The organism is Alistipes sp. CHKCI003, from assembly GCF_900021155.1.
Lineage (GTDB): Bacteria > Bacteroidota > Bacteroidia > Bacteroidales > Rikenellaceae > Alistipes > Alistipes excrementavium.
Map to the genome: position 1 here is coordinate 1 of NZ_FCNT01000019.1, position 15,549 is coordinate 15,549.

Genomic DNA, 15,549 nt, shown 5'->3' on the forward strand with positions numbered 1-15,549 from the left:
CCGAGCGTGAGCGCCCCGGCGGTCGCTTCTCCCGAGCGGGTGCGGACCGGACGGGCGGTTTCGTAAAATTCGCGGGCCGCGGCCGCGGTGAGGCCCGCCCCGTCCCGGACGGGCGGCTCCGAGGGTGCGGTGTCGACCGAACAGGACGGCGGCAGCCACCACGCGGCAGCACATAGGATCGGGAGTAACAATTTTTTATTCACAGGCGAGAAATATTAAGTGTGCACACTCGATCTTCACCTGCAATGTACGCGATTTTTCCCGGCTCTGCAAGTTCGTGCGGGCTGCGGGACGGAAAACTTCGAGGGGTATGATATAAAACCGCCGGTAAGGCCGGGGACAGGGAGCCCCGCCGTGCGCGCATCGCGCAGCGGAAAGGCGTCCGGCGCGGCCCGAACCGGGGGGGGCGGATCAGCAGGCGGCGAACGGGCCGTACCGACGGGGCGATCCGACGGTGAGACCCGAAGAAGGAACAGAAACGAATTCGGACCGAAGCGCGGGAGACTTGAGGCAGGTTCGGACCGAAGCGGCGGGCCGACCGAGACGGGCCGGGCCGGGAGGTGGGATAGGCTCTCCGCACTTTCCAATTTCCGAAGGCGTTCGTAAAACCGCCCCGACCTTTGTCCTTTTTCCCAGTTTTTCCTAACTTTGGTGAAAATTTCGTACAATGGCAATTTTTCAGGTCGAAGGGGGCCGCCGCCTCCACGGGGAAATCACCCCGCAGGGCGCCAAGAACGAGGCGCTGCAGATCCTTTGCGCCACGCTGCTGACCCCCGAGCGGATCACGGTGCGCAACGTACCTCAGATTCTCGACGTACTGCAACTCATCGAACTGCTCGGCAAAATGGGCGTCGAAGTGGAACATCCGTCGGAAGACACCTACACGTTCCGCGCCCGCGACCTCGACTTCGACTACATCCGCAGCGAGGACTACCGCCGCCGCTGCGCCCGTCTGCGCGGTTCGGTGATGCTCATCGGACCGATGCTGGCCCGCTACGGCGTGGGCTTCATCTCCAAACCGGGCGGCGACAAGATCGGCCGCCGCCGGCTCGACACCCATTTCCTCGGGTTCCGGAAACTCGGCGCGGAATTCAACTTCGACGCCGGCGAAGAGTTCTTCACCGTCGAAGGCAAAACGCTCCGGGGCACCTACATGCTCCTCGACGAAGCCTCCGTAACCGGCACGGCCAACCTCATCATGGCCGCCGTGCTGACCCCGGGGACGACGACCCTCTACAACGCGGCCTGCGAACCCTACATCCAGCAGTTATGCCGCATGCTCAACCGCATGGGCGCCCGCATTTCGGGCTGCGCCTCGAACCTGCTCACGATCGAAGGCGTCGAATCGCTCGGCGGGACGGAACATACGCTGCTCCCCGACATGATCGAAGTGGGCAGTTTCATAGGCATGGCCGCCATGACGCAGTCGGAACTGACCCTCAAGAACGTCTCCTACGACGATCTGGGCATCATCCCCGCACAGTTCGCCCGCATGGGCATCCGCTTCGAACAGCGGGGCGACGACATCTACATCCCGCAACAGGACCATTACAGCATCGAGACCTTCATCGACGGATCGATCATGACGATCGCCGACGCCCCGTGGCCGGGCCTCACACCCGACCTGCTGTCGATCTTCCTCGTGGTGGCCACGCAGGCCAAAGGCGCCGTACTGATCCACCAGAAGATGTTCGAAAGCCGTCTGTTCTTCGTCGACAAACTCATCGACATGGGAGCCCAGATCATCCTCTGCGACCCCCACCGCGCCACGGTCATCGGCCACGACCATCGCATCCGGCTGCGGGCCACGCGCATGACCTCGCCCGACATCCGTGCGGGCGTCGCGCTGCTGATCGCCGCCATGAGCGCCGAAGGGCGCAGCACGATCCAGAACATCGAGCAGATCGACCGCGGATACAAGGACATCGACGGCCGGCTCAACGCCCTCGGCGCCCGCATCGTCCGCATGGACGACTGCCGATAACCGACAAGAAAGAGGGGGGGGGCGGCAAAAGCGGGTGCGGGCTGCGGAGCACGTCCGCAAAGAGGCCGGGCTGCGGTCCGTACGCCCGCCGCAAGCGCCCCAACCCGAAAAACAGCGGAAACGCCTGCGGCTTGTTTTCGCCGAACCGGACGAAAAGCCGAATCGTGCGCCGGCTCCGCCGAGGCGGGAGAACGACTGCCGAAAGCGCGGACCCGATGCGACGCCGAGCCGAAACGCCTCCGAAAGCGACCGATAAAAACGGACGGAGCCGCACGAATGTGCGGAGACCCGTATCGACGACTTGCTAATTATAGAAATTAAGGGACTTTATGTTTTTGGAAAACGCCAGCCGCAAAGGCTGGATCGAAGTGGTGTGCGGCTCGATGTTTTCGGGCAAGACGGAGGAGCTGATCCGCCGCCTGAAAAGGGCCAAGTTCGCCAATCAGAAAGTCGAGATCTTCAAACCCCGCATCGACGTGCGCTACTCCGAAGAGGAGGTCGTCTCGCACGATGCGCACGCCATCCGTTCGACACCGGTGGATACGGCGCAGAACATTCTGCTCATGTCCGCGGACGTGGATGTCGTGGGCATCGACGAAGCGCAGTTCTTCGACGCCGGCATCGTCGACGTCTGCCGCAGGCTCGCCGACAACGGCGTGCGCGTGATCGTCGCCGGGCTCGACATGGACTATACGGGCAAACCTTTCGGACCCATGCCGGCGCTGATGGCCACGGCCGAATACGTAACCAAAGTGCACGCGATCTGCGTCCGCTGCGGCAACCTCGCCCACCACTCCCACCGCCTCACGGCCGGCGACAAACAGGTGATGCTCGGCGCTCAGGACACCTACGAGCCGATCTGCCGCCACTGTTTCGCGGAACTGACGAAACAAAGATAGGGTTCGTCCATCGCCGGATGCCCGCACCCGACGGCGACCGCGCCGGCGCCGCCCTACGCAGCCGCGACGTCGGGAGAAGCCGCCCCGCAAACGCCACGTCAGCCGGCGGACAGTCGCCGGCGCCGGACCTGCCGGAACGGCTCACGGACGGAAGAGGCGGATCGTCCGGACAGGAACCCGCCGGATCCTCGTCGGGCCGAGAGAGCGGAGGAGGGCTATTTCGCGGCTGCGCGCAGCGCTTCGATGAATTCGGGCCAGCGACGCCAAAGATTCTCCGTCTGAAGCCACAACTCGCGCGCCTGCGCTCCGGTCGAAGGACGGGCGCTCTCTATATCGCGCAGATAGGCCTCGTCCGCAGGGTGTTCCGCCGCCGTAAACTCCGCGAACCACGGAGCATAGCGCGTGCGGAACCGCCTCAACTCACCTTCGGGCAGACGGCCCTCGCGCCGGAAAGACGACCAGAGCAGCAACAGCGTCCGGCTGGGGTATTTGTCCGTTACGTCGTTCAGCACTTCGTCGAAGAGTTCCTGCTCGCCGAGCGCCACATAGTCGTACGCAAGCAGCACGACCGCCTCCTGATGATCCTCGGGATCGAGTTCCAGCAGCAACTCCAGCAGTGCCGCCGACATCTCGAAGTCGTCGATCAGAAAGTGGTCGATGGCCGAAGCGAAGATCGTTTCGAGCGCCGCCCGGGTGTTGCGGTGGTTCCATTCGAGGTTCGTCTCCTCCTCTTCGGGCAGCAGGTCCTGCAATCGCCGGACCGCCTGAAAACGCATATCGCAGGCTTCTCGGACGTCGCCCGCCTCCTGCATTTCCCGCGAACGGGACAACACTTTCACGAAATCATAGTCTCCGCCGCCGACCACTTCGAAGGTCTGGTCGGGCGTGGGGTTGAGCGTCGCTTTCTGCATCTTTACGCATTTTAGAAATCAGTATCGGGAGAATGGCACGCACCTGCGAACGGCCGGCACCGCCGAAGCGGGACCGCAAGGGTGCCGGCGACAGCCCTCACAGGCGCGGCACGCCGTCGCATGAGGCGGCACCATACAGACCGAAAATGACTTCATTCGGGTTAGATTTTGCGCGAATATAACAAGAAATGCGAGAAATTTCGAAGAAATCTTGCGGGGAACGATTTTTTTTCGGATATTTGCACTCCGAAAGAGGAACCCGATTCCTCCGGTTGCCGAAATAGCTCAGCGGTAGAGCACTTCACTCGTAATGAAGGGGTCCCGAGTTCAAATCTCGGTTTCGGCTCGGAAATGCGTCAGCGCCGCAGGTGCAGGAACGAATGGAAAAACCGCTTCAAGTATGCTTGAAAGCGGTTTTTTCGTTTCGGGCCCTATGTCGCGCAGCGACTTCCGCACCTTCGACAGCTCCCTTCCCCGCTGCAAGCAGAAGAGACAAAACGGGCGCAGCGAAGTCCGATCTCGGCTTCGGCTCCCGAAGGCGGTCGATTGCCGAGTCTCTATTTATTTTCTGTCCGAGACGGCTGCCGAAACATCTTTTAGTATAGACACTCTCAGTCGCCCCTCTTTGCGAGGGGCTTCCGCCTCACTGCAAAACGGATGCGCCTGCCCAAAAAATATATCCGGACCAAGAATCAAACAGCGATGACAAAAATTCGGCATAACCGATTCTATTTATATTTGCCTAAGAGCCGGAACCCCGCGGAAAAACCGGGCCTCGATTACAACCTGCCCATGAAAACTTTCCCACGTTCGTTTTTCGCATTCGCGCCGCTCTTTGCCGCAGGATGCGACGATTCCGCATCCGAGGAACAACCGTTTCTCATCTTGTGCAAAACCATACGCTGAGCGGGCACGGCAACGGGGCGATATTCCCTATGGCGAACTGCACATCGTCCGCAACCGACAAGAATCGGCGCATTGCATTACTCCGAACGAGCCTCTACCCGTCGCCGAGCCCTTTCGGCAGATTCGCGGCTGTTGTTGAACCGTATCGCCAACGATGCGTAAGTCTATATTCAGAAGGCGAAGCGCTCTGTTTCAATCATGGATATATATCACGGACAACTCGTACTTCCCGCTGGAGATTATTTTCGGATCGCATGTTTGGCGACACCTCCCTAACCGATGGGACAGAAAGCCGAATCCAGCACAATGAGATTTACGATTTTTCCCAGACTAACATTCCCGCCCGAGCACAAATCCCGGGGCGGTCGATTCATCGGAGGTTTCACGGCTGCTTCTCCGGAGACGCAACCGGTTCGGTGCATAGGGACAATTTGGATACGAACCACGGCTCTGACCGGCTCCACCGCCCTATTTCGTGCGGAAATAGAGGAGAGGGGAACGTTCGCAGCAATTCGGTCCGACGGCCGAATATCCGTCTGTTTTCGAATTCCAGAAAAAAGTCGTACTTTATCGGTTTCACCGCAGCTCGCTCCGACCGGACGTACCCCGATCTTTGCCGGTGCGACGCGCCCGGATGAAGAAAGGCTCCCGGGAATCCGGAAGCCTTCAGAATGTGCAGACGCCTTTATCAACCGAAAGGTTTACGCCAAACCACCGATGCCAATAAGAAAATGCCCGCACAAACGCGGGCATTCGCTCTATTGTTCTCGACATCGTATAAAAAATTGGCGTTTTTTTCGGTCAAAACAACAGCAAATGCTATTACGATATTTTCAGTGTAAATATAAAAAAAGATTCCGTTACATCCAGCAGGTTTCCGGGAACGGAACCATATTCGACATATTTATATCCGTTTGTCTCATCCGCCGACGCCTGCCGGCATCTCCGCACGGTCCACGACCTGCGCCCGTCCATTCCGGACAAACCCCGGCCGTACACGCCCGCCTCCCTTTCCCGGCTGCCTGCGTAGGGGGCGTCCGCATCGCGTTGTCCGACGCACGGAGAGAGGCCGATCCCGTGCGAAGGCCGCACAAGAGAGAACGGGTCGTCCGACCGAACTCCGCCCCTCCTTGGAAAACCGCACAATCGGAAAAAGAGCCCGAAGAGCCGATGTGCCAAAAAAAGAGGCTGCCTGACATGTTTCAGACAGCCTCCCGGAAAACCGCCCCGCAAGAACCCGGATTGTATTGTTATATGGCAGATAACAACGAACTAATCTCTCATGGCATTCTCCGGATTCCGGCGCAGGCGGCGGATCGGGATCTGCGGGAAAACTCCCGGACCGTGCACGCCGCACGCCTCTCTTCTTCGGCTCCGCAACAGCGGCCGGCACACTGCGGCGCGGTCCTCTACCGTTTCGAGACGCGGCAGTCGTACACGCCGAGCACCTCGGTCGAGGCTTCACCCAGCCAGCCGCACTTGGCGTTGATGCCGGTCTGGATCTTTACGAAGTCGACATACCTGAGATTCGCCGGCTGTCCGTCGAAACGCACGGCATCCGAAATCCGGAAGCGGTTGGCATTGGCCGCCGCCGTGCTGTTCGGACGGTTCGTCAAGCGGTCTACGGAGCTGTAATTGTCGGCATATCCCCAATCGTAGGGCGGCAGAATCCAGTAGGTGCCGTCGCCCGACTGGTCGTAGTTGCGCGCTTCGAGCCGCGTGCCGCGCAGCGTATAGCTCTCGGCTTCGACCCATGCGGGATAGTAGGCCTGCTCGTGGAATGCCAGATGGTCGATCGTCCCCGTACCGCCGCGATTGTCGGTCCACTGCACGTCCATGCCCTCGGAGGCCGGTTTATAGTAGGTTACGGCATAGTCCTGCACGGTCTCGGGCTTGCCCCACTCCGAGCCTTTCAGCTCGTACCACGTATCGTTCGGCAGACCGTCTCCGTTTTCGTCCTGCATCACCCACACGATCCCCGGCTCCGAGGAGCTCTCGAACGAATTGCCCTCGACGGCGAAGTCGTAGTCGCCCCCCGAGTTGTCGATGCTGTGGTCGAACCCGACGACGATCGACCCTCCGAAGCCGCCCAGCGAGACATAGGAGCCCGCCGCCAGCAATTTCTCGGCGACGGCGCAAGCCTCCTCCATCGTCGCGGCCGTATAAACTTCGTTGACGAACTGTCCGGGCGCCGGCAGGAATTCGCAGACCCGATCGCAGTCCGCGGAGCTGGCGGCCGTCTTCGCGCGGTAGTAGCGTCCCTCGGGCGGGCAGACATGCACCGTCAGCGTCTGCTCGACGCTCATGAGCGCATTGGTCATCACGACCGCCACGGCATAGGTCCCCTGCTCCGTGCGGTCGAACACGAAGGCCGGATCGCCGCTCTGCTGCACCTGCTCGCCGTCGATCGTCCACGTATAGAGGGCATCGAGCGTACTCTCGATGTCGAGCGGCGAGAGGCGGATCGCACGGCCCGAGGAGAGGTTGTACTCCGTGCGGTCGAACGTCCACGAGAAAGGCATCTCGTCGGCCGTGCTGACCCGCACGCCGAACTCCACGGCATCCTCGCCGTCCTCGTTGCGGGCTTCGAAGCGGAGCGTGTATTCGCCGGACTGCTCCTGCATGAAGACATAGTCCTTCTCGGCGGAGACCTCCGTGCCGTCCACGCGCCACGAATAGGTCGTCGGAAGCGACGTCTCGGCCACGAGAGGTTTCAGTTCGAGCGGCTTTCCTGCCAGCACCATGAACCCTTCGTCCGCACCGGCGAGGCTGACGGCCGGAATCTCCAACTCTACCACGTCGATGCGCAGCTCCTCCGAAGCGGAGCCCGCGGCGGTCGTAACGCTCAGCCCGACGAACACCCGGCCCGTCGTCTCGCTGCGGAACGTATAGGAGGGACCGCGCCCCACGACCCTGCCGTCGATCGTCCATGCGTACTGCGCGTCGTCCGCATTTTCGTAGGAGGGGCTGATCGTCAGATCGCGGCCCGCCTTCACCTTGTAGACAGCCGTTTCGCTGTCGAGCGTAATCACAGGCTTCCGAGCCGCCGGCACACCGATCTCCTCATCCTTGTTGCACGAGGCGAGTACGGCGCACGCCGCGAAAACGCAAAACAACAATCTCTTCATTTCCGTATCGTTATCCATTCGTTTCAAAATCCGGAGCCCTCAAAAAAAACAGGCCGCCTCCCGCGGCGGGAAACGGCAGCACCGGAAATTCAAAACGGATCGCAGCAAACGGGAAAAACTCTTTCGCTTCTCGGAAAACAGCGGTGATACGAACGTCGTTTCGATTTCCGCCCGTCATCCCGCAGGCTGCAAATCTTATGGTACGCATCGGCAGGTCTTCTGACTCGTTCCCGTTTTACGCCTTCCCGGCCCGTGGGGCCAGTGGCAACAGATGGTAAAACTTTTTCGCCCCGCAGGGCCGGAACACACAGCAACGGGCATTGTCGCAGATTCTCACTGCATTCCCTTTTCATCCCCATTCGCGGCTCCTGCTATGCGGAGTGCGGCCGGAGAACCTTTGCGGTGCAAATATACGAAAAAATCCGGACGCGGAACCGCCGCAGCGAAAATAAAATGTCCGGCCGCCCCGAACGGTCCGACCGCCCGGCAGTCGGAGAAGGGGAGGGGCAGCTCGCCGGCCGCCTTTCGGCGTCAGGCGGCGGGAAATGCGGCGGGAAATGCGGCGGGAAATGCGGCGGGAAATGCGGCGGGAAATGCGGCGGGAAATGCGGCGGGAAATACTGCGGATTCCGGACGCCTCGCAGCCCGCCGCAATGGTTCGCCGGCGGACAGCGGACACCGCCCCGCCCGTCCACAAAGAGCGCCCCCGGCGGGCGGACAGCCGCGCCGCGAACGGCACCCCGGTCCGGCCCTACACGCTGCGATACGCTCCCCCGGGCCGTACCCTTCGACGCTTCGTATCCTCACACGCCCCGCCCGCCGAACCCGACGGGTAGGCGCCGCCCTGCAAATTCGGCGCCGACCCGTGCGATGGTCCGAAGAGCTCAGCGGCGGCTATGCGTTCGCCTTCGCGTGATCGGCGAGGAACTGAGCCAGCCCGCTGTCGGTCAGAGGATGCTTGAGCAGTCCCTTGATCGCCGCGAGCGGACAGGTCGCCACATCGGCGCCGGCGTCCATGCACTGCACGATGTGCTGCGTATGGCGGATCGAAGCGGCGAGCACCTGCGTCTCGAACCCATAGTAGCGATACATCCGCACGATATGCGCCACCAGCTCCACCCCGTCCTCGCAAATATCGTCCAGACGGCCGACGAAGGGCGACACATACGTAGCGCCCGCCTTGGCGGCGAGCAACGCCTGACCGACCGAAAAGACCAGCGTACAGTTGGTGCGGATGCCTTTCCGTGCGAAATATTTCACGGCACGGATGCCCTCGGCCGTACACGGCAGCTTCACCACGATGTTGGGATGCAGCGCCGCGAGCTCTTCGCCCTCGCGGACCATGCCGTCGAAATCGGTGGCGATCACCTCGGCGCTCACGTCGCCGTCGACGATGTTGCAGATCTCGACATAGTGGCGGCGGCATGCCTCCTCGCCGCGGATGTTCTCGCGGGCCATGAGCGAGGGGTTGGTCGTTACGCCGTCGAGCACACCCAATTCGTTGGCCTCGCGGATCTGGGCCAGATTGGCGGTATCGATAAAGAATTTCATAGATTTATGGATAGGTTTACATGTTTTCGAGCGCCTAAAGATACGAAAAAAAAGCATACGCCGGGAAAACCGTCCGGATTTTCGACGCCCGGTTCCCGAAAATCCGATTCCCGACCCCTTCGGAACGCAAAGGCTTCGGGGGGGGGCGCCTCCTGCACGCGGCGGTTTTCGGAGCGAACGGTTTCGGACCGCTGCTCCGGCGCACAAGCGCCTCTCCGGGCCGTGCGGCGCGGCGCCCGGCAGCGCCCGCACGTCTTCGACCCGACGAAACGCCCTCTCTTCCCGGGCGCCGCGAAGCCTGCGAACGGCGAGCCTCCGGCCTCCGCAGGATATATTGAGGAAAGGCCGCCGGCCCGCAGCGAAATATTCGGAATTATCTTTGAAATGTGGGCGGGTTTGACTACTTTTGCCGCCGTAAAATCTCGCACTCCATGGTACTCAGATTCGCAGCGGTCCTCCTGTCGGCTCTCCTGCTCTCGGCGGGGTGGCTCGGCGCGACGGGTCTGGGTCTCTTCGCGGCGTTCGTACCCCTGCTGTGGATCAGCGCCTCGTACGACGCCTCGCGCCGCTCGTGGTGGCGCGTCTTCGGCTGGTCGCTGCTCGCCTTCACGCTCTGGAATGCGATGACCGTCTGGTGGATCTGGTATGCCACGCCGGTCGGGCCATTCGCCGCGACGCTCGCCTCGACGACGCTGAACATGATCGCCTTCATGCTCTTCCACACGGTCTCGAAAAAAGCCCCCAAGGCCCTCGCCTACGTCCTGCTCGTCGCGGCATGGATCACCACCGAATACTGGTACACCGTCGGCGAGTTCTCGTGGCCGTGGCTCATTCTGGGCAACGGATTCTCGCACGACGTGCGGCTGGTGCAGTGGTACGAATACACGGGCGTATTCGGCGGTTCGCTCTGGGTGCTCGCCGCGAACATCCTCCTCTTCGAAGCGCTGCGGGCGCCGCGCCGCGCCGGCCGGTGGATCGCCGCGGCCGTCGTGCTGTTCGTCCCGATGATCGTCTCCGGCCTCCTCTATGCGACCTACCGGCAGCCCGACGAAGGGTCGGTGCGGGTGGCGATCGTACAGCCCGATGTCGACGTTTATGCCAAATTCCACGGCGACGACGCATGGCAGGAGCGCAACATCGTGGACCTCATTTCGGAGGTGCCCTCCGGCGCACAGTTCATCGTCCTGCCCGAGACGGCAGTCCCGGGCTACTACTGGGAGCCGCAGCTGGGAGCCGCCAAATATTTCGCGGACGTCCGCGGACCGTTCTGGACCGAACTTCGGGATTCGCTCCGGGCGGCGCACCCCGAAGCGCTGCTCGTTACGGGCGCCAACACCAACCGGGCCTACCGGCCCGAGCTTCGGAGCCGCACCGCGCGGAAGGACCGCGACGGCGGCTGGTACGACCACTTCAACACGGCCGTGGGCCTCGACAGCGCGGGCCGCATCCAGCTCCACCACAAAGGGCGGCTGGTGATCGGCGCCGAGAAGACGCCGCTGCCGTGGCTCTTCGAGTGGCTCGACTTTCTGGTGATCGACCTCGGCGGCACACTGGGCCAGCTGGGTGTGGGGCAGCACGGCACCGCCTTCGAACACGACGGCGTGCGCGTCGGCCCCGCGATCTGCTACGAAGGGCTCTACGGCGACTTCTTCGGCGGCTTCGTCCGCCGCGGGGCGCAGGCCATGTTCATCATCTCGAACGACGGCTGGTGGGGCGACACCCCGGGTTACAAACACCTCTTCTCGATCTCGCGCCTTCGGGCCGTGGAGCACCGCCGCGCCATCGCGCGCTCGGCCAATACGGGCATGTCGGGCTTCATCGACGCGCGGGGCGACGTGGGGCCGACGCTCGGCTGGGACGAACGGGGCGTGCTGACGGACGAGGTGCGGCTCCGTTCCTCCGAGACGGTCTACACCCGCTACGGCGACTATCTGGGCCGCATCGCGCAGTACGTCATGCTGCTGTGCGTGCTCTACTACGTCGCCTACCGCTTCAAAAAGAAGAACTACCTCGTATCCTAATACTCATCCTACGATATGAACTACACCCAGACCCTCGAATTCCTCTTCTCGTCGCTGCCCGCCTACGAACGGACGGGCACCTCGGGTTACAAGCCGGGATTGGAGCGCATCACCTCGTTCTGCCGTCATCTGGGCAACCCCCAGCGCAACTTCTTCACCGTACACGTGGCGGGCACCAACGGCAAAGGCTCCGTGTCGCACATGATCGCCGCGGTGCTTCAGCAGGCCGGCTACCGCACGGGGCTTTTCACCTCGCCCCACCTGAAGGATTTCCGCGAGCGCATCCGCGTCGACGGCGAGATGATCCCCAAGCAGAAGGTCGTGAACTTCGTGGACAAGCACCACGACGTGATGGTCGCGTCGGAACTCTCGTTCTTCGAGATGACCGCGGCGCTCGCGTTCGACTATTTCGCGCAGAGCGACGTCGAGGTGGCCGTGATCGAAACGGGGCTGGGCGGACGGCTCGACGCCACGAACCTCATCCTGCCGATCGTGAGCATCGTTACCAACATCGGCCTCGAACACACGGCGCTGCTGGGCGACACGCTCCGGAAGATCGCCCGCGAGAAGGCCGGCATCATCAAAAAGAGCATCCCCGTCATCCTCGGCGAAGCGAATCCGGCCTACAACGAGGTCTTCGAGACGGTCGCCGCCGAAAACCGCTCGAAACTCATCTATGCCGAGCAGGCCGTGGCATGCACGCCGCTGGGCAGACAGGGCGACCGTCAGGGATTCCGGCTGGTGCGGACGCGCGACGGCCACGAATTCGAGGTCGAACTGGACATGGCGGGTCTCTATCAATACCACAACGTCATCACGGCTACGGCCGCTCTGGATTTCATGCACGAGGAGACCCCGCTGTCGATCAGCCGCCGCGCCTACCTCGAAGGCATGCGCGACGCCGCGGCCAACACCTCCCTTCTGGGACGCTGGCAGAAGCTCGCGGACGCTCCGCTCACGATCTGCGACACGGGCCACAACCCCCACGGAATCGCCTACGTAGCCCGACAGCTGCGCGAATCGAAGTACGAAAAACTCTACTGCGTCGTAGGCTTCGTCAAGGACAAGGACCTCGCCCACATCCTGCCGCATCTGCCGCGCGAGGCACACTACCTCTTCACGCAGGCGCAGAGCGAACGCTCCGTCCCCGCGCAGGAGCTCGCCGCCAAAGCCTCCATCTACGGCCTCAGCGGCGAAGCGATCGAAACCGTGCCTCAAGCCGTGGAACGGGCCCGCGAGCTCGCCACGGAGGCCGACATGATCTTCATCGGCGGCAGCACCTACGTCGTCGGCGAAGCGCTGTGATCCGCCCCCGGACGAACGGAGCAGGTCCTTTTCCCCGGACCTGCTCCGTTCGTTCGCACCGGCGGCGAGCCCGCTCGCCCATGTACACGCTGCGCATGCCGAAGCCGCAGCAGCCCCAAGCGGAAGCCAGCGCCGTACAACCCCGACCCACCGCCATGCCGTCTCGCATGCGGCGTGCGCGCCGGCTGCCGTTTTGCCTGCCGGCGTTCCGCACCGGCCGTCGGCCGGTGCGGGTGGGGAAAAGGCGCCGCGACCGCAGGACCGCTCCCGCCGAAGCCCGGCACCGCGCCTCCGCTACGCCTCCCCGATCTTGGGTCCCATCCCGTCGGGCTGCTGGGGCTTCGGGATCACGATCTTGCCCACGTTGCTCTCGTATCGGGTGATGTTCTCCTGCAAGGAGATCAGCAACCGCTTGGCGTGTTCGGGCGTCAGGACGATGCGACTCTTGACCTTGGCCTTGGGTACCCCCGGAAGGACGGCCGCGAAGTCGAGGATGAATTCGGAAGTGGAATGCGAAATGATCGCGAGGTTCGAATAAACCCCCTGTGCGACCGTCTCGTCGAGGTCGAGATCCAGACCTACTTTCTTAATCTCCGCCATGGTCATACGATTTTTAAGGTTTTCAACTCCGTTCGCGCCGGCAGGCGGAAACTCCGCACGCCGCGCATTCACAAAAATACCTCTTTTCGGCCTCCGTGGTGCAAGCATCCGGCCAAAGTTTTCGTTTTTTTATCAACATCCCGCATGCGCGGGTCGCCGGAACCCGTTTCATCAAGCCGATCGCAGAGCCGAACTCGTTCGGGTTCCGACAACTCGGGAAACGAACGGAATCAATTCGGCGTTTTCGACAAGCCGGGTGCAACCCGGGTTCGCCCGGAGATCGCCGGGGCGGGAAGACGAAGGAGAAAACCGACTTTTTTTCCGCGGCGCCGAACTCCGGCCCCTTCGTTTTTCGCACCTTTCGGCTTCGCTTCAGGCGCTTCGCCGGTAAAATGCGAACGGGATTCGCCTTCGCACCCGGGTCTTCTTTTTCGTATCCTCGGCTTCGGCTCAGATACTCCCGCCCGGCAAAATGCAAATAAATTTGTTTTTGCGCCCGACTTATTCGTATCTTTGGGTTCTGAAATCGCACAGAGAGCACAGAAAAATGGGATTCGAAATCATAGAGATCTTATTCAGGGGCATCTGCGTCGGAATCGCCGCATCGATCACCGTCGGCCCCGTCGCCGTGCTCTGCATCCAGCGGACCCTCTCGAAAAGCCGCAAGTCCGGCATCGTTTCGGGCATCGGCGTCGCCTGCGCCGACACGTTCATGGCCATGGCCGCCTTCTTTTTCTACTCGATCCTCCAGACGCAGATCGAACAATACAACACCCTGCTGCGTGTGGTCGGCGGCATCTTCGTGGTGATCGTGGGCGTCTACATCTTCTCGCAGAACCCCGTGCCGCAGATCCGCCGCAACCGGGCCGGCAAAACGAGCCTCTGGCAGGATTTCGCCTCGATCTTCGGGCTCACGATCGCCAACTTCATCATGGTCGTCCCCTACATCCTCGCCTTCTTCGCCGTCTTCAAGATTTCGAGCGGCGACCTCACGGGCGAAGGTTTCGGCGGCTTCGTGCGCGCGGTCTTCGTCATCGTCGGCTTTTTCGGCGGGGCCGCCATGTGGTGGACGCTGCTGGCCTTCGTGCTCGACCTGTTCCGCCGCCGCTTCCGCCCGCGCCACATGCTCACGATCAACCACGTGGCCGGCATCGTCATCGGCGTGCTGGGCATCTATACGATTCTATCCACCTTTTTCGATATCTTCCCCAATGTCGGACACTAATACACCGGACCGCAAGATCATCATCGCCGTCGACGGCTTCTCCTCGTGCGGCAAGAGCACCTTCGCCAAGGCCATCGCCGCACGATTGGGCTACATCTTCATCGACACGGGCGCCATGTACCGCGCCGTTACGCTCTATGCGCTCGAACACGGAGCCATCCGCTCGGGCATCGTGGACGAGGAGCAGGTCGTCCGGCTGCTCGACCGCATCTCGATCGCCTTCCGCTTCAACCCCGAGCGCGGCGCCAGCGACATCTACGTCGACGGCGAACGGGCCGAGGGCCGCATCCGCACGATCGAAGTGAGCAACTGCGTGAGCCGCGTGAGCGCCATCCCCGAGGTGCGGGCCAAGCTGGTGGCCATGCAGCAGGAGATGGGCCGCCGCAAGGGCGTCGTGATGGACGGGCGCGACATCGGCACGGTGGTCTTCCCCGACGCCGAGCTCAAACTCTTCATGACGGCCGACCCCGCGGTGCGCGCCCGCCGGCGCTACGACGAACTGCGGGCCAAGGGCGACTGTGTGTCGCTCGCGGAGGTCGAACGCAACGTGCGTTCGCGCGACGAAGCGGACATGTCGCGCGCCGTCGCGCCCCTGCGGCAGGCGGCCGACGCCGTGGTGCTGGACAACAGCCGCATGAGCGTCGAGGAGCAAATGGAATGGTTTATGGACCTCTACCGCAAGACGTGCGGGGCGCCGGCGCGGTAAGCCCCGTACCCTCTGCCGCGGCGGCACCCGGAGCGCCGCTCCGGCCCGGCCGGCGGCCCCAGCACGCGGCAGGAGGCATTTCTCCCGGGTCGGGCGACCGCTCCGTCCGCCGCCAGAAAGAGCGGAAAGGAGCAGCCGCGGGACGGGTCGGAGAGAGACGACGGGAAGAGGCGGCGGAACGGCGACGGGACGGCAAGACGGAGAGGATGCCGCAACGAAACGCAATGGGGGGGGGAGGCGAGACAATGAGGAGCGGCGTCGGAACCGAACGGAACCGGCCGACCGGGCAGCGGCATGCGAACGGCGCCCATTT

At 62.6% G+C, this 15,549-nt stretch carries 12 protein-coding genes, 1 tRNA gene and 1 riboswitch; of the genes, 7 read left to right on the top strand and 6 right to left on the bottom strand.

Going from position 1 to position 15,549, the window contains the following annotated elements; genetic code table 11:
• Window positions 1-203 (bottom strand): hypothetical protein (locus tag BN3659_RS13270; protein ID WP_216092786.1); only part of this gene is annotated, 203 nt, incomplete at its 3' end.
• A 464-nt stretch (window positions 204-667) separates the two neighbouring features.
• On the opposite strand from BN3659_RS13270, the gene murA reads away from it, so the two are divergent.
• Both murA and BN3659_RS03305 read left to right on the top strand, forming a co-directional pair.
• Window positions 668-1,984, top strand: a complete 1,317-nt coding sequence (murA, locus tag BN3659_RS03300; protein WP_091534554.1) for a UDP-N-acetylglucosamine 1-carboxyvinyltransferase — start codon at window positions 668-670, stop codon at window positions 1,982-1,984.
• A gap of 329 nt (window positions 1,985-2,313) precedes the next feature.
• Window positions 2,314-2,883, top strand: a complete 570-nt coding sequence (locus tag BN3659_RS03305) for a thymidine kinase (RefSeq protein WP_091534556.1) — start codon at window positions 2,314-2,316, stop codon at window positions 2,881-2,883.
• A gap of 215 nt (window positions 2,884-3,098) precedes the next feature.
• Here BN3659_RS03305 and BN3659_RS03310 read toward each other — a convergent pair whose 3' ends face one another.
• Window positions 3,099-3,794, bottom strand: coding sequence for a hypothetical protein (locus tag BN3659_RS03310; RefSeq protein WP_091534558.1), 696 nt, complete (start codon window positions 3,792-3,794; stop codon window positions 3,099-3,101).
• A gap of 274 nt (window positions 3,795-4,068) precedes the next feature.
• Here BN3659_RS03310 and BN3659_RS03315 point away from each other — a divergent pair.
• A tRNA-Thr gene (locus BN3659_RS03315) sits at window positions 4,069-4,140 on the top strand.
• Window positions 4,141-6,109: 1,969 nt separating this feature from the next.
• Here the strand turns inward: BN3659_RS03315 and BN3659_RS03325 are convergent.
• The 3 genes from BN3659_RS03325 to fsa all read right to left on the bottom strand — a co-directional run bounded on the left by BN3659_RS03325 (window position 6,110) and on the right by fsa (window position 9,379).
• The gene (locus BN3659_RS03325) at window positions 6,110-7,828 is read right to left on the bottom strand and encodes a PKD-like domain-containing protein (RefSeq protein WP_091534641.1); all 1,719 of its coding nucleotides are present in this window, start codon (window positions 7,826-7,828) and stop codon (window positions 6,110-6,112) included.
• Window positions 7,829-7,838: 10 nt separating this feature from the next.
• Window positions 7,839-8,036 carry a hypothetical protein gene (locus BN3659_RS13055; RefSeq protein ID WP_171847689.1) on the bottom strand — a complete coding sequence of 66 codons (198 nt, stop codon included), beginning with the start codon at window positions 8,034-8,036 and terminating at the stop codon, window positions 7,839-7,841.
• Window positions 8,021-8,242: riboswitch (cobalamin riboswitch) on the bottom strand. (Overlaps the previous gene by 16 nt.)
• Before the next feature lie 480 nt (window positions 8,243-8,722).
• Window positions 8,723-9,379 carry a fructose-6-phosphate aldolase gene (gene fsa / locus BN3659_RS03335; RefSeq protein ID WP_091534561.1) on the bottom strand — a complete coding sequence of 219 codons (657 nt, stop codon included), beginning with the start codon at window positions 9,377-9,379 and terminating at the stop codon, window positions 8,723-8,725.
• A gap of 431 nt (window positions 9,380-9,810) precedes the next feature.
• On the opposite strand from fsa, the gene lnt reads away from it, so the two are divergent.
• Window positions 9,811-11,400, top strand: a complete 1,590-nt coding sequence (lnt, locus tag BN3659_RS03340; protein ID WP_091534562.1) for an apolipoprotein N-acyltransferase — start codon at window positions 9,811-9,813, stop codon at window positions 11,398-11,400.
• Window positions 11,401-11,415: 15 nt separating this feature from the next.
• Complete coding sequence (locus tag BN3659_RS03345) at window positions 11,416-12,705, top strand: bifunctional folylpolyglutamate synthase/dihydrofolate synthase (protein ID WP_091534563.1); 1,290 nt, start codon at window positions 11,416-11,418, stop codon at window positions 12,703-12,705.
• A 294-nt stretch (window positions 12,706-12,999) separates the two neighbouring features.
• Here the strand turns inward: BN3659_RS03345 and BN3659_RS03350 are convergent, their stop codons facing one another.
• Window positions 13,000-13,305 (bottom strand): DUF3467 domain-containing protein, encoded by a 306-nt coding sequence (locus tag BN3659_RS03350; RefSeq protein ID WP_091534643.1) that lies wholly within the window; start codon window positions 13,303-13,305, stop codon window positions 13,000-13,002.
• Window positions 13,306-13,852: 547 nt separating this feature from the next.
• Between BN3659_RS03350 and BN3659_RS03355 the strand changes: the two genes are divergently transcribed.
• Together BN3659_RS03355 and cmk are read left to right on the top strand one after the other, a co-directional pair.
• On the top strand, window positions 13,853-14,530 hold the full coding sequence (locus BN3659_RS03355; protein WP_091534564.1) for a LysE family translocator: 678 nt from the start codon (window positions 13,853-13,855) through the stop codon (window positions 14,528-14,530).
• Window positions 14,517-15,236, top strand: coding sequence for a (d)CMP kinase (gene cmk / locus BN3659_RS03360; RefSeq protein ID WP_091534566.1), 720 nt, complete (start codon window positions 14,517-14,519; stop codon window positions 15,234-15,236). The genes BN3659_RS03355 and cmk overlap by 14 nt, the downstream gene beginning before the upstream one ends.
• Window positions 15,237-15,549 lie beyond the last annotated feature (313 nt).

Bases quoted from the DNA above. Each gene is read 5' to 3' on its own strand.
- murA (WP_091534554.1), top strand. From the start codon at position 668: ATGGCAATTTTTCAGGTCGAAGGGGGCCGCCGCCTCCACGGGGAAATC.
- BN3659_RS03305 (WP_091534556.1), top strand. From the start codon at position 2,314: ATGTTTTTGGAAAACGCCAGCCGCAAAGGCTGGATCGAAGTGGTGTGC.
- BN3659_RS03310 (WP_091534558.1), bottom strand. From the start codon at position 3,794: ATGCAGAAAGCGACGCTCAACCCCACGCCCGACCAGACCTTCGAAGTG.
- BN3659_RS03325 (WP_091534641.1), bottom strand. From the start codon at position 7,828: ATGAAGAGATTGTTGTTTTGCGTTTTCGCGGCGTGCGCCGTACTCGCC.
- BN3659_RS13055 (WP_171847689.1), bottom strand. From the start codon at position 8,036: ATGCGTACCATAAGATTTGCAGCCTGCGGGATGACGGGCGGAAATCGA.
- fsa (WP_091534561.1), bottom strand. From the start codon at position 9,379: ATGAAATTCTTTATCGATACCGCCAATCTGGCCCAGATCCGCGAGGCC.
- lnt (WP_091534562.1), top strand. From the start codon at position 9,811: ATGGTACTCAGATTCGCAGCGGTCCTCCTGTCGGCTCTCCTGCTCTCG.
- BN3659_RS03345 (WP_091534563.1), top strand. From the start codon at position 11,416: ATGAACTACACCCAGACCCTCGAATTCCTCTTCTCGTCGCTGCCCGCC.
- BN3659_RS03350 (WP_091534643.1), bottom strand. From the start codon at position 13,305: ATGGCGGAGATTAAGAAAGTAGGTCTGGATCTCGACCTCGACGAGACG.
- BN3659_RS03355 (WP_091534564.1), top strand. From the start codon at position 13,853: ATGGGATTCGAAATCATAGAGATCTTATTCAGGGGCATCTGCGTCGGA.
- cmk (WP_091534566.1), top strand. From the start codon at position 14,517: ATGTCGGACACTAATACACCGGACCGCAAGATCATCATCGCCGTCGAC.